18 protein-coding genes are annotated in these 19,155 nt (G+C 56.8%); 9 read left to right on the top strand and 9 right to left on the bottom strand.

Going from position 1 to position 19,155, the window contains the following annotated elements:
• Nucleotide 1: 1 nt before the first annotated feature.
• The 3 genes from B7364_RS16865 to B7364_RS16855 form a co-directional block, all read right to left on the bottom strand.
• On the bottom strand, nt 2-1,192 hold the full coding sequence (locus B7364_RS16865) for an acyl-CoA dehydrogenase family protein (RefSeq protein WP_085341218.1): 1,191 nt from the start codon (nt 1,190-1,192) through the stop codon (nt 2-4).
• Nucleotides 1,193-1,302: 110 nt separating this feature from the next.
• Nucleotides 1,303-1,494 carry a hypothetical protein gene (locus B7364_RS16860; RefSeq protein WP_085341217.1) on the bottom strand — a complete coding sequence of 64 codons (192 nt, stop codon included), beginning with the start codon at nt 1,492-1,494 and terminating at the stop codon, nt 1,303-1,305.
• A 5-nt stretch (nt 1,495-1,499) separates the two neighbouring features.
• On the bottom strand, nt 1,500-2,999 hold the full coding sequence (locus B7364_RS16855) for a glycosyltransferase family 2 protein (RefSeq protein WP_085341216.1): 1,500 nt from the start codon (nt 2,997-2,999) through the stop codon (nt 1,500-1,502).
• 220 nt (nt 3,000-3,219) lie between these two features.
• Between B7364_RS16855 and sucC the strand changes: the two genes are divergently transcribed.
• The 4 genes from sucC (at nt 3,220) to B7364_RS16835 (ending at nt 6,137) form a co-directional block, all read left to right on the top strand.
• Nucleotides 3,220-4,422 (top strand): ADP-forming succinate--CoA ligase subunit beta, encoded by a 1,203-nt coding sequence (sucC, locus tag B7364_RS16850; RefSeq protein WP_085341215.1) that lies wholly within the window; start codon nt 3,220-3,222, stop codon nt 4,420-4,422.
• Nucleotides 4,423-4,531: 109 nt separating this feature from the next.
• The gene (locus B7364_RS16845) at nt 4,532-5,290 is read left to right on the top strand and encodes a glycosyltransferase family 2 protein (protein WP_085341214.1); all 759 of its coding nucleotides are present in this window, start codon (nt 4,532-4,534) and stop codon (nt 5,288-5,290) included.
• 53 nt (nt 5,291-5,343) lie between these two features.
• Nucleotides 5,344-5,802, top strand: a complete 459-nt coding sequence (locus tag B7364_RS16840; protein ID WP_157893769.1) for a hypothetical protein — start codon at nt 5,344-5,346, stop codon at nt 5,800-5,802.
• A gap of 5 nt (nt 5,803-5,807) precedes the next feature.
• Entirely contained in the window at nt 5,808-6,137 is a 330-nt protein-coding gene (locus tag B7364_RS16835) for a helix-turn-helix domain-containing protein (RefSeq protein WP_085341212.1), read from the top strand.
• Here the strand turns inward: B7364_RS16835 and B7364_RS16830 are convergent.
• From B7364_RS16830 to B7364_RS16815, 4 genes are read right to left on the bottom strand one after another with little or no spacing between them, the layout of a single operon-like run.
• On the bottom strand, nt 6,134-6,445 hold the full coding sequence (locus B7364_RS16830; RefSeq protein ID WP_085341211.1) for a hypothetical protein: 312 nt from the start codon (nt 6,443-6,445) through the stop codon (nt 6,134-6,136). The two genes, B7364_RS16835 and B7364_RS16830, sit on opposite strands and share 4 nt — an antisense overlap.
• A 46-nt stretch (nt 6,446-6,491) precedes the next feature.
• Entirely contained in the window at nt 6,492-7,187 is a 696-nt protein-coding gene (gene pdeM / locus B7364_RS16825) for a ligase-associated DNA damage response endonuclease PdeM (protein WP_085341210.1), read from the bottom strand.
• A gap of 9 nt (nt 7,188-7,196) precedes the next feature.
• Entirely contained in the window at nt 7,197-8,408 is a 1,212-nt protein-coding gene (locus B7364_RS16820) for an SMP-30/gluconolactonase/LRE family protein (protein ID WP_085341209.1), read from the bottom strand.
• Nucleotides 8,409-8,419: 11 nt separating this feature from the next.
• Nucleotides 8,420-10,270, bottom strand: a complete 1,851-nt coding sequence (locus tag B7364_RS16815) for an ABC transporter transmembrane domain-containing protein (protein ID WP_085341208.1) — start codon at nt 10,268-10,270, stop codon at nt 8,420-8,422.
• 193 nt (nt 10,271-10,463) lie between these two features.
• Here B7364_RS16815 and rpmE point away from each other — a divergent pair, with 193 nt between their 5' ends.
• Both rpmE and B7364_RS16805 read left to right on the top strand, forming a co-directional pair.
• A complete protein-coding gene (rpmE, locus tag B7364_RS16810; protein WP_085341207.1) occupies nt 10,464-10,688 on the top strand; it encodes a 50S ribosomal protein L31 in 225 nt (74 codons plus the stop codon).
• A 146-nt stretch (nt 10,689-10,834) separates the two neighbouring features.
• Nucleotides 10,835-13,075, top strand: a complete 2,241-nt coding sequence (locus tag B7364_RS16805; protein WP_198534306.1) for an ATP-binding protein — start codon at nt 10,835-10,837, stop codon at nt 13,073-13,075.
• Here B7364_RS16805 and rcdA read toward each other — a convergent pair.
• Both rcdA and B7364_RS16795 read right to left on the bottom strand, forming a co-directional pair.
• Complete coding sequence (gene rcdA / locus B7364_RS16800) at nt 13,048-13,572, bottom strand: protease adaptor protein RcdA (RefSeq protein WP_085341205.1); 525 nt, start codon at nt 13,570-13,572, stop codon at nt 13,048-13,050. The two genes, B7364_RS16805 and rcdA, sit on opposite strands and share 28 nt — an antisense overlap.
• Nucleotides 13,573-13,787: 215 nt before the next feature.
• Entirely contained in the window at nt 13,788-13,970 is a 183-nt protein-coding gene (locus tag B7364_RS16795) for a DUF1192 domain-containing protein (protein ID WP_106407676.1), read from the bottom strand.
• 41 nt (nt 13,971-14,011) lie between these two features.
• Between B7364_RS16795 and B7364_RS16790 the strand changes: the two genes are divergently transcribed.
• The 3 genes from B7364_RS16790 (at nt 14,012) to B7364_RS16780 (ending at nt 19,134) form a co-directional block, all read left to right on the top strand.
• Complete coding sequence (locus tag B7364_RS16790) at nt 14,012-14,998, top strand: NAD(P)H-quinone oxidoreductase (protein WP_085341204.1); 987 nt, start codon at nt 14,012-14,014, stop codon at nt 14,996-14,998.
• Nucleotides 14,999-15,135: 137 nt separating this feature from the next.
• On the top strand, nt 15,136-16,020 hold the full coding sequence (gene sucD, locus B7364_RS16785; protein ID WP_085341203.1) for a succinate--CoA ligase subunit alpha: 885 nt from the start codon (nt 15,136-15,138) through the stop codon (nt 16,018-16,020).
• 129 nt (nt 16,021-16,149) lie between these two features.
• Nucleotides 16,150-19,134 carry a 2-oxoglutarate dehydrogenase E1 component gene (locus B7364_RS16780; RefSeq protein WP_085341360.1) on the top strand — a complete coding sequence of 995 codons (2,985 nt, stop codon included), beginning with the start codon at nt 16,150-16,152 and terminating at the stop codon, nt 19,132-19,134.
• Nucleotides 19,135-19,155 lie beyond the last annotated feature (21 nt).

Below are 19,155 nucleotides of genomic sequence, written 5' to 3'. Positions count from 1 at the left end.
CCTATTGATGATCGCGCAAGCCGAGCACACGCTTGGCCACGATGTTTAGATTGACTTCTGAGGTGCCGCCTTCAATCGAATTGGCCTTGGCGCGTAGCCAATCGCGTGTGGCTTTTAGCGCTTCTGGGCGATAGCCTTCGCCCTCCCAGCCCAGACCTTCCATGCCCAAGGCTTCTACCAAAAGCTCAGTCTTGTCTTGGTTAAGCTTGGCGGCTGCAATCTTCAGAACTGACGCATAATGCGAGACTTCGGCCCCGGCCTTTGCCTCTTCTTGGCCCCGGCGCATGGTCAGGTGGAAGGCACGCTCATACATGCGCTGCTTCGTGATGCGCGACCGCAGATCGCTATTGGCCAGCTTGCCATTTTCCAGCCCAATCGATTCCTTAGCGGCATCGACCAGATCAAGGCCAGCGCCACTGCCGAAGCCTGACGCCGAGATATTGGTGCGCTCAAATTGCAAGATGCGTTTGGCAACGTCCCAGCCCTTATTCTTGGGGCCCAGCATCTGGCTGGCGGGCACGCGCACATTGGTGAGGAAGGTCTCGCAGAAGGGCGACGCGCCTGAGATCAATTTGATCGGCCGGGCTTCCACGCCGGGGGTCTTCATGTCGAACAGAAGAACAGAGATACCCTCGTGCTTTGGCGCATGGGGTTCGGTCCGCACCAAGCACAACATCCAGTCAGCATGGTTGGCGTACGAGGTCCAAACCTTCTGCCCATCGACGACATAATGATCGCCATCAAGGACGGCACGCGTTTGCAGGCCTGCTAGGTCCGAGCCAGCCCCAGGCTCTGAATAGCCTTGGCACCACCAGGTGCGGCCATGCACCATGTCTGGCAAATAGGTTTGCTTTTGCTCTTCGGTGCCGAATTCCAAGATTACCGGACCAAACATCCAGATGCCAAAGGACAAGAGAGCGGGGCGGGCATGGATGCGGCGCAATTCATCCTGCAGCACGCGGTTTTCTTCCCCGGTCAGGCCGCCGCCACCATAGGCTTTCGGCCAAGTCGGTGCGGTCCAGCCCTTTGAGGCCATGGCTTCCAACCAAATTTTCGAGTCGGGGTTTTTAAAGGTGGCATTGCGACCGCCCCAAACCGTTTCACTCTCAGGCATGGGGGTGCGCATAGAGGCGGGGCAGTTGGCTTCCAGCCAAGCCCGCGTTTCGTGTCGAAAAGTCTCAATGTCGGTCATGATGCCTCCGCTCACCTTGATGGGCCGCCTCTGATGGGCGTTAGCGTTTAATTAGAACCCTTGGCAGGCGCTGACTAGCCCCCAAACTGGGCTCATTGCGCGTCCACCTTTTAGCGGATCGGGCCAGACAGGGTGCCGGTTTTAAATCCCAGCAGATTCACTGCATGGACCAGCATAAAGAGGGCTGCGACCCCGCAGATCAGCGACACCGTCGTCCAAGGGATCAGGCGAACTTTGCCAAATTGTGCGGGTCTTGAGGCGCGCCACGACGCAAAGGCAAATCCGCAAAAGCTGGTCATCATAAGAATTAAGGTTGCTGCCCAATCCAATGCTGCGGCTCGCTGATTGCAGGTTGATGTTTGGCAGAAGTGGCCGTGCGTAGCCTTGCCTCTGCGCCATGCTTGGTTTTGTCCCAGATTGAAGGTGAAAGATAGATGCGCCAAATCGCCCGACACAGCACGGGGACCTGACAGGCTTGGTATAGGGGGAAGGCAAAGCAGGCGGTCCACAGGCTGCGCCGCCCATCTCGCTGAACCGCTATAAGGCCGACATAGGCTTGGCTGAGCCCCATGAAACACGTCCAGAGGGCAATGTGACCCCACTTGCCATCGACCGCTTGTCCAAGGGCGGCGAGGCTTGATAGCAGCATCACGGCTGCATTGAGCGGCCCAGAGCCCAACCCCAAAAAGAAGGTCAGCAAACCAGCACCACCCAGTTGTTTGGCTAATCTCCTGGGCATGCGCAGATGCACACCGATGGTTTGGATATGGCCTTGGATCCAGCGGCCCCTTTGGCGCACCCACCCGCCAAAGGTCGGAGCCCCCTCTTCATAAGTTGCACTTTCAATCAAGCGGCTCGTGAGGCCATGGCGGGCAAGCCTAATCCCCAAATCAGCATCTTCGGTGACATTATAGGGGTCCCACCCGCCAACAGCGCGCAGAAATTCGATATCAAAGTGGTTTGAAGTGCCGCCGAGCGGCAGAAAATGCGACAGATGGACGAGGGCAGGCAAGATCAAGCGGAACCATATGGCATAGTCCAATGCAAATTGACGGCTGATCCAGCTTTCCTTCTCATTCCAGATCACCAGCGGGGCTTGCACCACGGCCAAATTGGCCGGCCCCGTCTGAAAGGCCTGCCACGCTTCAGAGATTTGACCGGGCGCGGGCAAGTCTTCAGCGTCATAAACGGTTAAATAGCGTCCGCGACAAAAGGGTAGCGCCGTCTGGAGGGCTTTTGGCTTGGTGCGCGGGCCTCCCTTTGGAACACGAACCAAGGTGAATTTGACCTGCGCTCGCCAGAGGGCGAGAGCTGCCAAGGTCTCTGTATCATCCGCCTCGCAGGCAAAAACCAAGTCGAGCTTATTCTTCGGCCAATCCAGCTTGCCAATCGCCCGCAGAAGGGACGGCACAGAGCCTGCCTCATGATAGAGGGCAATCAAGATGGTCCACACAGGCTTTTCAACAGCCAAATTGCAGGCGCGATCGGCCGGTGGCGATCGTTCCGGCAGCAAGGTCGCCCATAACCGAAACAGGCCCAAGCCGAGCGCCAGAGACATCAGCGCCCATTCGACGAGTTGCCGGTCGAGTTGCATCAAAGTCGCAATCAGCATTCCGGCGCAGGTCAGAAGAATGAGCGTGGCAAATAGCCGCCCCGCAGGCTTGGCAGCGGATAATTGTGGGTCGATCTGGGCGAGCCGACACAGCGCTTGTGCCATGGCACGCGCCACGTCATCTGGCTGGGGATCGCCCCCTGACGAAAATGGGGTCTGACCTAATTGGGCTGTTTTATCTGGGCTTTCTGCCATGTCTCTCGCTTTCCTTTGGCGAAAGACACACCTCCCATTTCAGCATTCGCCCCGTCCCCATGAGTCCAAACAGACCTCAGATTGTCTAGCTATTTTTGGTTGATTCGGTCGCGCCATTGCGTTCAACCTGCACGCGGGTGGATCAAGCGGTTGCGTGCGTCGGCAGGGCTGGCTAGAAGCGGCTAACGAAATTTTGTGCTGCACAGGGGACATTTCATCCATGAACGTTCATGAACATCAGGCCAAAGAAGTCCTCGCAAATTATGGCCTTCCCGTTCCTCCAGGCATTGCGGCTTTCTCGGTAGAAGAAGCCAAAGCCGCCGCTCAGAAACTGGGTGGCTCCATGTGGGTGGTGAAATCGCAAATCCACGCCGGTGGCCGCGGCAAGGGCAAGTTCAAGGAACTGCCACCCGAAGCCAAGGGCGGGGTACGCCTTGCCTTTAATCTCGATGAAGTCGCCGCTCACGCCAAAGATATGCTGGGCAATACGTTGGTGACTGTGCAAACCGGGCCAGCTGGCAAGCAAGTTCAACGCCTGTATATTGCGGGCGGCGCAGACATTGCACGCGAACTCTATCTCTCGGTTCTGGTGGATCGTGGAACCGGCCGCGTCGCCTTTGTGGCGTCTGAAGCTGGCGGCATGGACATTGAGACGGTCGCCCATGACACGCCCGAAAAAATCTCCACCATCGTCATTGACCCAGCCGTTGGCGTTACCCCAGCTGACAGCGCCAAGGTTGCCAAGGCTTTGAACTTGGACGCTGGCCAAGCCGATGAATGCCACGACCTCTGTGTGAAGCTCTATACCGCATTCACCAAGGGCGACATGGAAATGTGCGAAATCAACCCGCTGATCGTCGAAGAAGGCACCGGCAAGCTTGTTTGCTTGGACGCCAAGATGAGCTTTGATTCCAACGCAGAATTCCGTCACCCTGAATGGGCCTCCATGCGCGACCTGTCGGAAGAAGACGATAAGGAAATCGAGGCCTCCAAATATGACCTCGCCTATATCGCGCTCGACGGCACGATTGGCTGCATGGTCAATGGTGCAGGCCTTGCCATGGCCACCATGGACATCATCAAGCTTTATGGCGAAGAGCCTGCCAACTTCCTCGATGTCGGTGGCGGCGCGACGCGCGAGAAGGTGACGGCAGCCTTCAAGATCATCACGGCGGACCCCGCTGTGAAAGGCATTCTGGTCAATATCTTCGGTGGCATCATGCGCTGCGACGTCATCGCAGAAGGTGTGGTTGCAGCCATTACTGACGTGGGCCTGAAGGTTCCTTTGGTCGTGCGCTTGGAAGGCACCAATGTCGAATTGGGCAAGCAAATCCTGCGCGACAGCGGTCTAGCAGTCGTTCCAGCCGACGATTTGGCCGATGCAGCGCAAAAGATCGTCGCGGCGGTTCGCAAGGCGGCTTAAGGTCACCAAATTCGAAACTAGAGAAGATGAGGGCCCCATCGTCGATGCGGGCCCTTTTCTATGCCAGCGCCAACTGGCACTTTCGAGAGGCACAGGTTAAAGGGTCGCCATGTCCTCATCGAATCCATCCGTATCCCGTCTTGAACCGCTCGACATTTCCGTTGTGGTCCCAGTTCATAATGAGAGTGGAGCTGTGGCCAGTCTGGTGCAAGAAATTGCGACGGCCCTGGATGGCTGGGCCTATGAGATGATTTTCGTCGATGATGCGTCCAAGGACGATACCCATGCCAAGCTGATCGCGCTGAAGGCCACCTATCCGGCCTTGCGTGTCCTCGCCAACCGCAAGAATGCCGGTCAAAGCCGCGCCATTATGAATGGCGTCTTAGCTGCACGGGCCCCCATCATCGGCACGCTGGATGGCGATGGGCAAAATGACCCCGCCGATTTGCCGAAGCTTCTCCAACAGATCAATCGGCCAGACGCGCCGCAGGGCTTAGGCTTTGTCGGTGGGCGACGGGTGAAGCGGCAGGATAGCCAAGCCAAAAAGATCGCCTCGCGGTTTGCAAACCACGTGCGCCAAGCCTTGTTGCGCGATGGGGCTGATGATTCAGGCTGCGGTATCAAAGTGATCCGGCGAGAGCTATTCCTGCGCTTGCCCTATTTCGATCACATGCACCGTTACATGCCGGCCTTGGTGCAGCGCGAGGGGGCGGTGGCCGAATTTGCAATCGTCAATCACCGTCACCGTTCAACCGGGGCTTCCAAATATACCAATTTAGGTCGCCTTTTGGCCGCTTTGACCGATTTGGGCGGGGTCATTTGGCTACGGACGCGCCGCCGCGACTTCGGCCATGTGGACGAAACCTAAGTGTCGGTTCACTCTGCTCCCCAGCGCATAAGATAAATGGGTGATTCGCAGCCATGCTGGTGTTGAGACGTATCTTTGAGATGGTGCCGATCTTGACGATCCCTGTCTTGATCTATGCGCTATTCGGCGGGGTGACCGCCTCGACGCGTGGGCCCGATGTCTTCACCCAATCGATTGAGAAGGGTGTCTTCTTACTCACCATGCCCTCGGGTGCGCCTTGGGCGCTGTCAGGCGGCGATCTGCTCTTGATGATGGGCTTGATCATTTTGTTCTTTGAATTGACGCGCGGGGTTGGTGTCAGCCGCTATGCCATCATCCACCACACCTTGGCAGTTTTGTTAGCCCTTTCTTGTGCTGGGGCATTTTTGATGTTTGAGGCGTTTGCAACCTCAACCTTCTTTCTTTTGACCCTGATGTGCTGGCTCGACATGATTGGTGGCGTCATTTTCAACATCGCCAGCGCGCCATCTGGTGGGCGCGGGGCATCCAATTACGATTCCTACGGGGATTAAGCAGATTGGCCCTTTTCTTTGATGCTGCCTGGTTCAAAGCGCGTCTGGCCGCGCTCAACCTGCAAAAGGAAGATATGGCCCGGGCTGTAGGCTGGACCCAAGAAGAGCTTGCTTTGGTCTTTAAGGACCAGATGGAAGTGCGAGCGAGAGACGTCGAGTTGCTCTCAGCCCTCTTGGATGTGCCGGCGAGCGAAATTGCCAATCGATGCGGCATCTCAACCCCGATCTCGGCAAAGCAAGCCAGCCAAGAAGTCCAGATTGAGCGCTTGATACAGCGCGTTGCCACCCTCGAAGCGAAAGTCGCGGCATTAGAATTGGCGCTAAAGGAGCGTTAGACGACCAATTGCACCCGGCGCGTCTGACGCATCCGGGCTTGATAGGCTTTTGCGCCCCGCAGGGCTGCAAAGGGATCCTCGCCCGTTAAGCCTGCTTCCACCAAGACATGAATGGAAAAGCCTGCCGCTGCGCTATGGGCATCATAACGGCCACGGTCCTGGGTAGCTTTATCAAACCGCGCCCGGCCGGCATAATCTTGGCTGGACCCTTTAAGGTCGTCGGGGATCGCCTCAATCGCCGGCACAGCGGTGACTTTGTGCCGATATGGCACAGAAGCGTAAGCTGCATAGGGCGTGAGACTGGTCATAACCCGCTACTCGCAGGTCATGTGCCAGCGGCTCAACCAAGATCGTTTAATGTGCGCGTGTTAGGTTCTTGGCGGCAATCGCATGCACTTTGGCCGTGGCGCCCGATCCGCTGGGCATCAGTGCGTGGACCGGGCCATGGAACAGACCCTCAAAGGCTGGGTCAAACAGATTGAGGCCACCGGTAAAGGCCCCAAAGGCGGGCATGATCAGGCTGCGGCCATCGGTTACAAAGCAGCGTCGCCGGATACTGCCGCCGCGCTTACCCGTCACCCGGGCGCAGGGGTGCAAATGTCCCGCCACCTCGCCCGCGACGTCGCCAGTCGGTTCATGCCGAAACACCAAACCGTCATGAACCAGTTCATGGGTGCGCTGCCCCGCCAGCCAAACGGGGGGCTCTGGGTCATGATTGCCCTCAATCCAAATGGTTTCAGCTTGGCTGACCAAGTTTTCCAGCTTGGCCCGATCTGTGTGGGCTAGTCGGTCGCCTGCACCCAAATCATGGAAGCTATCGCCCAAGGCGATCAGCACTTTGGGGGCGAGCTGCGCGATCAGAACCTCCAGCCGCCGCAGGGTCTCTGCCGTATCAAACGGCGGCAACATCACCCTCCTCATAGCAAAGGCAGACCCCTTTTCAAAATGCAGGTCCGAAACGATGAGGGTCTGCGTCCGCGGCAGAAACAGCGCAGCCTCTGCCAAGGCCACAACTGGGGTCTTATGGAGCTGGAAGGCATGACCCCGCATAAGCCGCCCCTATTTGGCCGGTTCAGCCGCGCCTGCTTTTGCGGCCTTCTCAGCCTCTTTTTTCAGCTCATCGCGCTCGGTATCCAAGAGGCGTTGGGCCGGGTGGCTCTCGGACTGACGCCACACTTTCGGCAATTGGCAAACCCGCACGGACTTTTCGAACACGCTGCCCAACACCATGGTCGAGCCCGACCGAATAGCGACCGAGGCACCCGAGAAGCCGTCCTTGCCGTCCTTGAGATAGACTTGATCAATCTTGCCACCTTTGCCGGTGGGCGAGGGCTCTAGGATTAAGATCTGGCTGGGAGAAGGCTTGGCGGGATTACCCGCATGTTGAATAAAGCTGAGCATTTTGGGATGGGCGGCCATCCACACAATGCCCTCTGGATCGACGTCGAGATTGTCGATCCCCGTGCCCAGCAACGCGGCATCACGCCGTTTGATTGCCCCTGTGGCGGGGTCGCGATCATAGAGGAAAATGCTGCGGCTTAGGGTAGCGCTGGCATAAAGTGTCTTGCCATCGTTGGAGAGTGCCAGCGAATTGGCAAAGCCCAGCCCGCCTTCCAATTTTTTGCCTGCACTGCCATCAAAGTACCAAATCGCACCGCTGCGATCATCGCCTGTGATAAAGCTCAAGCTCTCCGATAAAGAGCCCCGCTCCAGATCGCTTTCGCTGGTGGCGTAAAAGCTATTTTCGCCCGTAGCCACAATGTCATTGATACGGGTGAGGCCTTGGACCGACACGGTGCGGCGTAATTTCAAGCTGCCATCGGCTTGCGCATCAAAGATCTCAACCGTGGTTCCGCTAGGATCCATCGTCCCCTTGGGATGGTTTACCACCATCAGCGTCACTTTGCCGTCTGGTCCCCGGAATAAGGAGGTGCCATGGGGATGGAAAGCTGCGGGCTGGCCGCCGGTCAGGTCCTTCAGTGGCCCCGGGCTTGCCAAGCTGGCGACGGGCAGGCTGTAAATCGCGCCGCGAACGGGCTTGCCCTGCGCGGCTGCGCGGCGGTCATCGGACGCCACATAGATACGCCCATTGGTACGATCAATCGCCATATCCTCTGCGCCCGGCATGCCGGCTATATCAACACAGCTGCCATCAAAAACGGGGACCAAGGTGGTGAATTCACCCGCGCGGGCCGCCGTGCGGAACCACGTGTAGGACAGGATCCCAACAATCGCGACACCGGTTAGAAGAATAATCTGTGAGGGTTTCATCAACCTGACTTTCACGCCTGAGTTTGGGTTTCAAATTGTAGCTTTGCGAGATGGGCATAGAGGCCACCTTTGGCCACCAATTCACTGTGCGTGCCTTGTTCGGCAACTTTTCCGTCTTCCAACACAATGATCCAGTCGGCGCGTTGAACGGTGGCGAGCCGGTGGGCGATCACCAAAGTCGTACGGTTGGCCATGGCCTCGTCAAAGGCCTTTTGCACTAAGCGCTCGTTTTCAGCATCCAGCGCACTGGTTGCCTCGTCCAGCAAAAGGACAGGGGCATCACGAACGAGGGCGCGGGCAATCGCCAGACGCTGACGCTCCCCGCCTGACAGGGCGCGCCCCCGATCGCCAATGGCTTTGTCATAGCCACCCAAGCGGGCAAGAATAAAGGGTTCTGCCTCTGCCCGGCGTGCGGCATCTTGGGCCATGTCGGCGGTCGCGCCTTCATTGCCGAACACGATATTGTCCATCGCCGTGCCGGTGAATAAATCTGGATTCTGCGACACATAGGCAAAGCGGTGCCGCCAGGTGATGGGGTCTGTATCGCGCGCATCAATCCCATCCACTTCAATCGCACCAGAGGCGGGGTCATAATAGCGCAACAAAAGCTTGAACAAGGTCGACTTACCAGCCCCAGACGGGCCAACAATCGCCACTGTCTGGCCGGGCTTTACCTCAAAGCTCACACCTTTGAGCGCGCTACGCTCGCCATCGCTGGGATAGGCAAATGCCACATCCTTGAAAGAGACTAGGCCTGGTGCCTCCGCCGGGAAGGCGACAGGGATGGCTGGGGCAGCAATTTCCGGCACTTCATCCAGGATTTCTGACAAGCGCTGGGTCGCACCGGCCGCTTTTTGCACATCGCCCCAAACTTCTGCCAAGGCCCCAACACCCGACCCGGTCAGGACCGAGAGGATGACAAATTGCGTTAGGGCCCCTGGCGTCATCGAGCCCGCTAAAACCGAGCGCGTGCCTTCCCACAGCACAAAGGAAATCCCGCAAAACACAATGGCAATCGCCACAGCTGTCATCAGGCTGCGGGCGGCAATCCGGCGGCGGGCGGCGGCAAAGCTTGTCTCAATCGCCTGTCGAAAGCGGGAACGCGCATAATCTTCCCGACCAAAGGCTTGCACGGTTTCAACCGCGTCTAGGCTTTCGGACGCCTCAGCAGCGGCTTCTGCAACACGGTCTTGGGCAGAGGTGGAAAGCGCCCGCACGCGGCGGCCAATGGTAAATAAGGGCACCAAAACCAAGGGGATAATCAGCAAGACCATGAAGGTGAGTTTTAGGCTCGTCACCACCATCATCGACAAACCACCCGCCAGCATCACCAAGTTGCGAATGGCAATTGAGGCTGAAGAGCCAACCAGTGACTCAATCAATGTGGCGTCGACCGTCAGGCGCGACAGAGCTTCGCCCGTGCGAACGCGCGCGAAATACGAAGGCGATAGGCCGATCAGGCGGTCATAGACATCGGCGCGCAGGTCGGCGACGACGCGTTCCCCCAGTTTTGTCACGAAATAAAAGCGCGAGGCTGAGAAGACCGCCATGCACAGTGCCACGGCCACCAGCATCAAAAACCACTGATTGACCGCTTCTGGCGTAGCCGTCGCAAAGCCGCGGTCAACCAGTGCGCGGGCAGCAACAGGCAAGGCGAGGGTAGCGGCAGCGGCAAGCAGTAGGAAGATGGCTGCGGCGGCAAGGTCTTTTGGACGGCGCTGGATATAGGGGATCAGGCGCGTCAGCGGCCGCAAGTCAGAGCTGCGGCCCCGTTTGGCGGCGGCATCAGCGGTCAATTCGGCTTGTAGGGCACCGCGACTGGGACGATCCTCGACGACGCGGCTGGCAGGGGTATCGGTCATGGGCAGGGAGTTAGCACGCGCGCGCCCCACGTGAAATATTGTCAGCAGTTAAATTGATTGCCTGTCCTCTGCGCACGACCTGCGCGCCACACTAGACTCAGAGGCGATTTTCCTCTAACCGCGCCGCTCTATTTGGTTCAAAGCCGCTCTCAACACCGCGCGCCCGATCCGGGCCTGCGCGCAGGACACGAAGATGAAAGCCGATACACACCCTAACTATGATTTCATCACCATCGTGATGACCAATGGGACCACTTATAAAACCCGCTCGACCATTGGTGGCGAGGGCAAGTCTTTGTCGTTGGACATCGACCCAAGCGTGCATCCTGCATGGACTGGTTCGACCAACACGCTTCTTGACCGCGGTGGCCGCGTTGCCCGCTTCAAGGACAAGTTTGCCGGTTTCATGAAGAAGTAGGCATTTATCCGGTTGGTTTAACTGGATAGTTACGCAGATAGGTTAAAGCGCTTGGGATGCTCCGGGCGCTTTTTTCTTTTGTATCTCGTTCTATTGCACGCCGTCTCGCACTTGCGTTCATTCTATTTGCTTTGCCGGTCTGTTTTTTGACGGCACAACTTATTCAAAAGCAAAATCAGGAAATTGCGTTCTCACAAGCAGAGCTCGATGGCGCACGTTATTTAGAGCCCTTGCTGTTTTTGCATGCCACCATGGCGAATGCCGCCTCGTCTTTGGCTGACGAAAAGCCTGCCCCGCAAAACCTTCAGCCTGCTCTCGAAAAGGTGTTGGAAGCCCGCGCCCGGGCGCCCCACACGTTGCAGTTTCAAGATGATTTTGCCGCCGTGAAGGCGGCTGTCAGTGATCTGAAAGACATGAAAGTCTATGATCCAGCGCGGGTTCGCGACATCCTCGCGGCCAGTCAGAGACATTTCGTTCGGGTGGTGGAACGCTCAAATCTCGTCCTCGATACAGAACTTTCAACCTTCTATCTCATGCAGGCTGTTGCTTTCCATGCGACACCGCTGATTGAAAAGATTGGTTATTATGGGTCGGCCAAGGCCCATATGCATGAGCCGGGCGTGACAGCAGAGAATTCATTCTGGCGGCTGGTGGCCAAGCATCAAGGCAATCTGAATGCGAAGACTCAGGCTTTTGAGGCCTCCATTGATGACGCGGTTCGGGTGTCTGATGCAGCCCGTACGCGCGAACTCGGATTGGCTGACTTAAAGCTTGCCACCATGCAAGAAATTCAAAGCCTGATTGAGGATCCAGACCCAGCCAATGCCCAAACCAATGCGCAAATCGCTCGAAACTCAGTCGTGCGGACTGCCTTGGCCGCCAATCAGGAACTGATCCGAGGGTTGCAAGTCCGAATTGCTCGCTTGGAAGCCAGCCAAAATTATGTGCTAGCAGCAACACTTGGCCTCTTCTTAATCGCCCTGCTTGCGGTGTTGACAGTTGTTCGCGACGGGGTGGTCCAACCTCTGGCCCATCTAACCAAAGCAATGCGGAAAGTCGCGCAGGCAGACTTTAGTATCGATCTGCCCTATCAAGAGCGGGCCGATGAAATTGGTGGCATGGCCCGCGCTTTGAGCGTGTTTAAGGAAAATGCTCTCGCCCGGATTCGTGCGGAGCATGCAGCCCAAGCTAAGTCGGAATTCTTGGCGATGATGAGCCATGAAATTCGCACCCCCATGAACGGGGTCATCGGCATGGCGCAAGCCTTGATGAAAACGCCGATGAAAGAAGACCAGCGCAAAATGCTGTCGGTCATGAGTGAGTCGAGCGACATGTTGTTGCTGCTACTGAACGACATTCTCGACATGTCGAAGATTGAAGCGGGTAAGATCGAACTTGAATCCATTCCGTTCAATCCCGAAAAACTGGTGACCTCTGCGGCTGATTTGTTTGACGCACGTGCGTCAGCCAAAAACATCCAGTTGAGCGTGCAGATCGCGCCCGATGCCACCGAATGGCGCTTGGGTGATCCCGCCCGTTTGCGGCAAATCGTGTTTAACTTGGTCTCTAATGCCATCAAATTCACCGAGCTTGGTGTGGTCACGATTTCACTGACGCTTGGGCCCGCGCGGGAATTGGTGGTTTCAGTCGCGGATACAGGTATCGGCATTCCATCAGAGCGCTTGCCGCATTTGTTTGAGAAATTCACCCAAGCCGATTCCTCGCACACCCGTCTCTATGGCGGCACGGGGCTTGGCTTGTCGATCGTAAAGGCGATGACCGAAGCAATGGGAGGTGTGCTTTCGGTGGACAGCCAAGTTGGGATTGGCTCTACTTTCACCTGCAGCTTGCCGCTCAAAGTCGTCTCGGCGCCCTTGGATGAGCCCGAGCTTTTGTCGCATAGCCAGCCACTGCTTGGCCCAGAGCATGAGGATGCGGGGCAGCTTTCGTCGGCCCACCCTTTGCGCGTGCTGGTGGCCGAAGACAATCAAACCAATCAATTGGTTTTACAGGCCCTCTTATCCAGCTTCGGCATGGATTTGGTTTTTGCACAAAATGGCCAAGAGGCTTTAGAGGCGTGGCAGAGCAATCATTTTGACGTGATTTTGATGGATATGCAGATGCCCGTCATGGATGGGGTATCGGCCATTCGGGCTATTCGAGCGGTCGAGATCCAAGAAAGCCGCGTGCGAACCCCAATTGTGGCGCTGACAGCAAATGCCTTGCAACATCAGATTGATGCGCAGATTCAGGCGGGGGCAGATGCCCACGCGCCCAAGCCCATTCATTTGCCGAGTCTGTTGGCATCGATTGATGCCGCCATGTCGGCGTGCGACTTACATCGCGAAACTGACTTTGTTCAGTCAGAGGCACCCAGCGCCGCCTGAAGCCGCATTAATTGGGCATTGACCGGATTTTCTACCGGTGTTTCGCTGGCTTCAAATAAGCTGACTTCCATGCGATCTACCCGATCATAAAGCCGCTTGGAGCGTTCAAGAAGATCGAGCAGGCGGGCAGGCAATTCGGCCAACGGTTGCTTGTCGGCGCTGCACACGGTCCGTGCGCCGAGACGATATTTTGGATCATGAGCGTCGCGCGCGGTCATTTCGCCTTCGCGCACAGCCCGATGTACCAACAGCCATGATGCAGCTTGCATCAAACGGGTCGTCAAACGCATGCTTTCAGACGCATAGGCCAAGGCTGCCGCGCGATCGAGGTTACGCGCCTCTTGGCGACCATCGCCATCGAGATAGGCTGCGGTTTCCTCGACCAAGTCCATGCCTTCGCGGAACATACGTTCAAAAATGTCCGAGCTCGCAAAATCTGCGATCCGATCAAACGCTGTTTTCTGACCCAAGGTCTGTTTTGAAACTTCCGTCAACATGCGGCATTCCGCCCTTCTTTAATCTCAGTCTTTAACCCGCAAACTGCCGCGGGCCAAGTGCTTGATCCGGAAAGCCCCATTTTGGGGCCTTTTCCATTTCAATCCCGAATAGTCCCATTCCAGCAACCAAAGCTCCAGCCCAGAGCGCCGGTTAGAATGGCGGAAGCACCGTGCTTCCTGTTGCCATTCCAGCAAAGGTCGTGCCGTTTTTGGGTCTAGCTTGTCTTAAAAAAGGAATCCGCTGCCTTTTTGCTGCCTTCTTTCGCCTTAATTAGGTCATTTATCTGCCGAATTTCCGCCTCGAGGTCAGAAATGCGCTCTTGAAGCTCGCGGATCGACAAATCCTCTAAGCGTATGGACTGGGGTTTTGACTTGGCGAATGGGTCATCGTCGAGCATGAGTAGCCTCCTGATCCCATTTTGGCGCCGGAGTCTCAATTTTGACAGCCCTTCCTGATAAAATGCGTGCGATTGTTGCATCTCCAGGCGCCCCTTTGCGGGTTGAACAGATTGATCGGGCGGTTGCAGGCCCCGGCCAAGTCCTGATCAAAATCGCCTATGCGGGGATAAATCGGCCTGATTTGATCCAGCGCATGGGTGCCTATCCCCCGCCAAAGGGCGCACCTGAGACCATGGGCTTAGAATGTTCAGGCGAAATTGTGGCACTTGGCCCCGATGTTTCGCACTGGAAGCTAGGCGATAAAGTGTGCGCCCTTTTGCCCGGTGGCGGTTATGCCGATTTTGCGTGGGCCGATGAAGGATCGTGCATGGCTGTGCCCGAAGGCATCAGCCTGTTGGAGGCCGCAGCGCTGCCAGAAACTGTCCTGACCGTCTGGGCAAATGTGTTTGAGCGCGCAGCCCTGCAGCCCGGCGAGGCCTTTTTGGTTCATGGTGGGGCCTCGGGCATTGGCACCACCGCCATTCAAATGGCCAAAGCGCATGGCGCCAAAGTCTTTGCCACCGCAGGGGGTGCTGAAAAGGCTGCGCTTTGCGCCAAGCTGGGCGCAGACGTTGCCATTGATTACCGCGCCCAAAGCTTTGCCGACGTCGTCAAAGCCGATGGCGGGGTCGATGTGATCCTCGACATGGTGGGCGGGGCCTATGTTCAGCAAAACCTCGACTGTCTGAAGCTGGATGGGCGGTGTGTGCAAATCGCTTTTCTACAAGGCCCGCAAGTTGACCTGAACCTGATGGCCCTGATGCTGAAGCGCCTAACCTTGACCGGCTCGACCTTGCGGGCGCGGCCGGTCGCCGAAAAAGCGCGCCTCGCTCGCGCCGTTGAGGCCCATGTCTGGCCTTGGGTGGCAAAGGGTTTGGTCCGTCCCGTTGTGGATTCAGTGTTTGACTTAGAAGATGCCGAAGTCGCCCAAGCCAAAATGCAAGCCAATAGCCATGCTGGGAAGATCCTGTTGAAGGTCTCAGGCTAGAGCTTTGGTGCTGGGATCGCGTGCCTGCCCTAAGGCGAGGTGAGATTCATCTCCCGATTACCGCCTCTTTCGGTTTGCAAGTCGAGCGGGCTGCGCTAACACGGCGGCCAACATCTTAGTTGTAAGCCGAGGGCCTCATGTCGATCCTGATTAACAAAGAAACCAAGGTAATCTGCCAGGGCTTCACCGGGAAGAATGGCACCTTCCACTCCGAACAAGCCCTTGCCTATGGCACGCGCATGACGGGTGGGGTCAGTCCCGGAAAAGGTGGGCAAACCCATCTTGGCCTTCCTGTGTTCAACTCGGTTCAGGAAGCCAAGGATGTGGCTGGGGCCGATGCGACAGTGATCTATGTGCCACCTCCGGGGGCCGCTGCTGCGATCATCGAAGCGATTGAAGCTGAGATTGAGTTGATCGTCTGCATCACCGAGGGCATTCCTGTTTCAGACATGGTGCAAGTCAAAAGCCGCTTAGAGCGTTCGAAGTCGCGCCTCATTGGGCCAAACTGCCCCGGCGTCTTGACCCCAGATGAGTGCAAGATCGGCATCATGCCCGGCTCTATCTTTAAAAAGGGCAATGTCGGCATCGTGTCGCGTTCTGGCACCTTAACCTATGAAGCCGTGTTCCAAACCTCAAACGCTGGTCTTGGCCAAACAACCGCGGTTGGTATTGGTGGCGACCCAGTGAAGGGCACGGAGTTCATCGACGTGTTGGAAATGTTCTTGGCTGACCCCGAAACCCAGTCGATCATTATGATTGGTGAAATTGGTGGCAGCGCCGAAGAAGATGCCGCTCAATTCATCCTTGATGAAGCCAAGCGTGGCCGCAAAAAGCCAATGGCAGGCTTTATTGCAGGTCGTACCGCGCCTCCAGGCCGTCGCATGGGCCATGCTGGTGCGATTATCGCCGGTGGCAAGGGTGGTTCGGAAGATAAGATTGCAGCTATGGAAGCCGCAGGTATTCGCGTGGCACCATCGCCTGCTGCATTGGGTTCAACTTTGTTGGAAGTTCTTAAGGGTTGATGTGCTTTAAGCTTACATAAAGCAGTCGCCTGAAAAGCGAATGACTATATAGAAGTAAATGTGTGACGGCCGGGCAAGGCCGACTTCCTTCGCCCTGACCGACCGTCCCCACGAATGGACGGTTGGCTTATGGCAGACGACATGCGCAGTGCGCAAAATTCCGCACTCCTCGACACCTCATTCCTCTATGGCGGCAACGCTGTTTTCATTGAACAGCAATATGCCAAATGGGCGGCCAATCCCGCTTCGGTTGACGCCTCGTGGGCCAGCTTCTTTGCCGGGATGGGGGATGGGGCAGGGGACGCGCAACGCGCTGCCAGCGGTCCTTCTTGGAAGCGCAATGACTGGCCTAAGTCTGAAGTCGGCGAATGGGTCGCTACGCTCGATGGCAATTGGGCGCTGATTGAGCCCAAGATCGAAAAGAAGCTGGCGGAAAAAGCCGCAGCCGCCCCTGCCAATGCCGGTAAGCCCGTCTCGGAAGTTGATGTGATGCGCGCCACACGCGACAGCATCAAGGCTTTGATGATGATTCGCGCTTTCCGCATTCGGGGCCATTTGGCCGCGAAGCTCGACCCCTTGGGTCTCGATGAAGGCCGTGAGCCCCAGCCAGAGCTGCAACCTGAATCCTACGGTTTTGGTCCTGAAGATATGGATCGGCCGATTTTCATCGATTTCGTGCTCGGCATGGAATATGCCACGCCCCGCCAGATGCTGGACATCCTCAACCGCACTTATTGTTCGACGGTCGGTATTGAGTTCATGCACATTTCGGACCCGGCGGAGAAGTCGTGGCTGCAAGAGCGGATCGAAGGCCCAGACAAGAGCATTGCTTTCACCAATGAAGGCAAAAAAGCGATCTTGAGTAAAGTCATCCAAGCAGAAACCTTTGAGAAGTTCCTGCACAAGCGTTTCCCCGGCACCAAGCGCTTTGGCTTAGATGGTGGCGAGGCGCTTATCCCCGCGATGGAACAAATCATCAAGCGCGGTGGCAATTTGGGCGTGAAAGACATTGTTTTGGGCATGCCGCATCGTGGCCGCTTGAACGTGTTGTCGGCTGTGATGGGCAAACCCTATCATGTCATCTTCCACGAATTCCAAGGTGGCTCTGCCACGCCAGATGATGTGGATGGCTCGGGCGACGTGAAATATCATATGGGGGCTTCGTCGGACCGCGCGTTTGACGGCAATAGCGTCCACTTGTCGCTGACGCCAAACCCATCCCACCTCGAAATCGTCAATCCAGTCGTTTTGGGCAAATGCCGCGCCAAAATGATGACGCACGGGCCTGTGAAGGCTGATCAATTCCGCGCCGTTATGCCGCTTTTGTTGCACGGTGATGCGGCCTTTGCAGGCCAAGGCGTGGTGGCAGAATGCTTTGCGATTTCCGGCGTTCGCGGCCACCGCACTGGCGGGACGGTCCATCTGATCGTCAATAACCAAATCGGCTTTACCACCGCACCGCGCTTCTCGCGCTCGTCGCCCTATCCCTCAGACGTGGCTTTGATGGTGGCGGCCCCTATCTTCCACGTGAATGGCGATGATCCCGAGGCGGTGGTGTTTGCGGCGAAAGTGGCAACCGAATATCGCCAGAAATTTGCCAAAGACGTGGTGGTCGACATGTTCTGCTATCGCCGCTTTGGCCATAATGAAGGCGATGATCCCACCATGACGAACCCCGTCATGTACGCCAAGATCAAGAACCAAAAGCCAACGCGGGAGCTTTATGCCGCGCGCTTGATCGAACAGGGCATTGTCACCGCTGAAGAAGTGGAAGCCGAAGTCAAGGAATTTGAAGCCTTCCTCGAAAGCGAGTTTGAGGCCGCCAAAACCTATAAGCCCAATAAAGCCGATTGGCTGGACGGTGTGTGGTCGGGCCTTGGGTTGCCAGAGGGCGAAGACCGCCGCGGCGACACCAATCTTTCGATTGAGAAGTTGAAGGATTTGGGCACCAAAATCACCAACATCCCGACCGGTTTGACGATCCACAAAACGGTGGAGCGCGTGGTGCAGGCGCGTCAAAAGATGATTGAGACGGGCGAGAATGTTGATTGGGCTCTGGGAGAGCATTTGGCCTTTGCCTCGTTGCTGGACGAAGGCTTCCCCGTGCGCCTGTCGGGCCAAGATTCCTGCCGTGGCACTTTCTCGCACCGCCACAGCCATTTCGTCGACCAATTGACCGAGCAGCGTTACACGCCGCTCAATAACATCTCGCCGGCCCAAGCCCAGTATGAAGTGATCGACAGCGCTTTGTCGGAAGAAGCGGTGTTGGGCTATGAATATGGCTATTCCCTGTCTGCCCCCAACAGCCTGACCATTTGGGAAGGCCAGTTCGGCGATTTCGTGAACGGGGCCCAAGTCGTTATTGACCAGTTCATCAGCTCGGGTGAGCGGAAGTGGTTGCGCATGAGTGGCTTGGTGATGCTGTTGCCACATGGCTATGAAGGCCAAGGGCCAGAGCATTCCTCGGCCCGCTTGGAGCGCTTCCTGCAGCTGTGCGCGGAAGACAATATGCAAGTGGTCAATTGCACGACGCCAGCCAATTATTTCCATGTGCTGCGCCGCCAGATTCATCGCCAGTTCCGCAAGCCTTTGATCGTGATGTCGCCCAAGTCGCTGTTGCGCCACAAGCGGTGCGTCTCGACCCTGGCGGAAATGGGTCCTGGCTCCTCCTTCCACCGGATTTTGTGGGATGATGCGCATTACCGCCCTGAGACCACGGCCGTGACCCTGAAGCCAGATTCAGAGATCAAGCGCGTCATTCTGTGCTCGGGCAAAGTCTATTATGATCTGTTTGAAGAGCGCGAGAAGCGCGGTTTGACCGATGTGGTAATCCTGCGCGTTGAACAGCTCTATCCATTCCCGGCCAAGTCCATGATTACCGAATTGTCGCGCTTCAAGAATGCCGAGGTGATTTGGTGCCAAGAAGAGCCAAAGAACATGGGCGCTTGGAACTTTATGGAGCCCAATATCGAATGGGTTCTGGGTAAAACAAAGAATAAAGCCAAGCGTGCGGCTTATGTTGGTCGCCCCGCTTCGGCCTCCACCGCTGCTGGTTTGATGAAGAAGCATATTCGCGAACTTGAGACCTTCCTCAATGAGGCGATGACCTACTAATCATCTGGCTAAACTCGTCTT

Origin of the sequence: Aquidulcibacter paucihalophilus (assembly GCF_002105465.1) — a bacterium.
GTDB classification, from domain to species: domain Bacteria; phylum Pseudomonadota; class Alphaproteobacteria; order Caulobacterales; family Aquidulcibacteraceae; genus Aquidulcibacter; species Aquidulcibacter paucihalophilus.
Note: the sequence above shows the minus strand (reverse complement) of the source record. Positions and strands in the feature narration are given on the sequence as shown.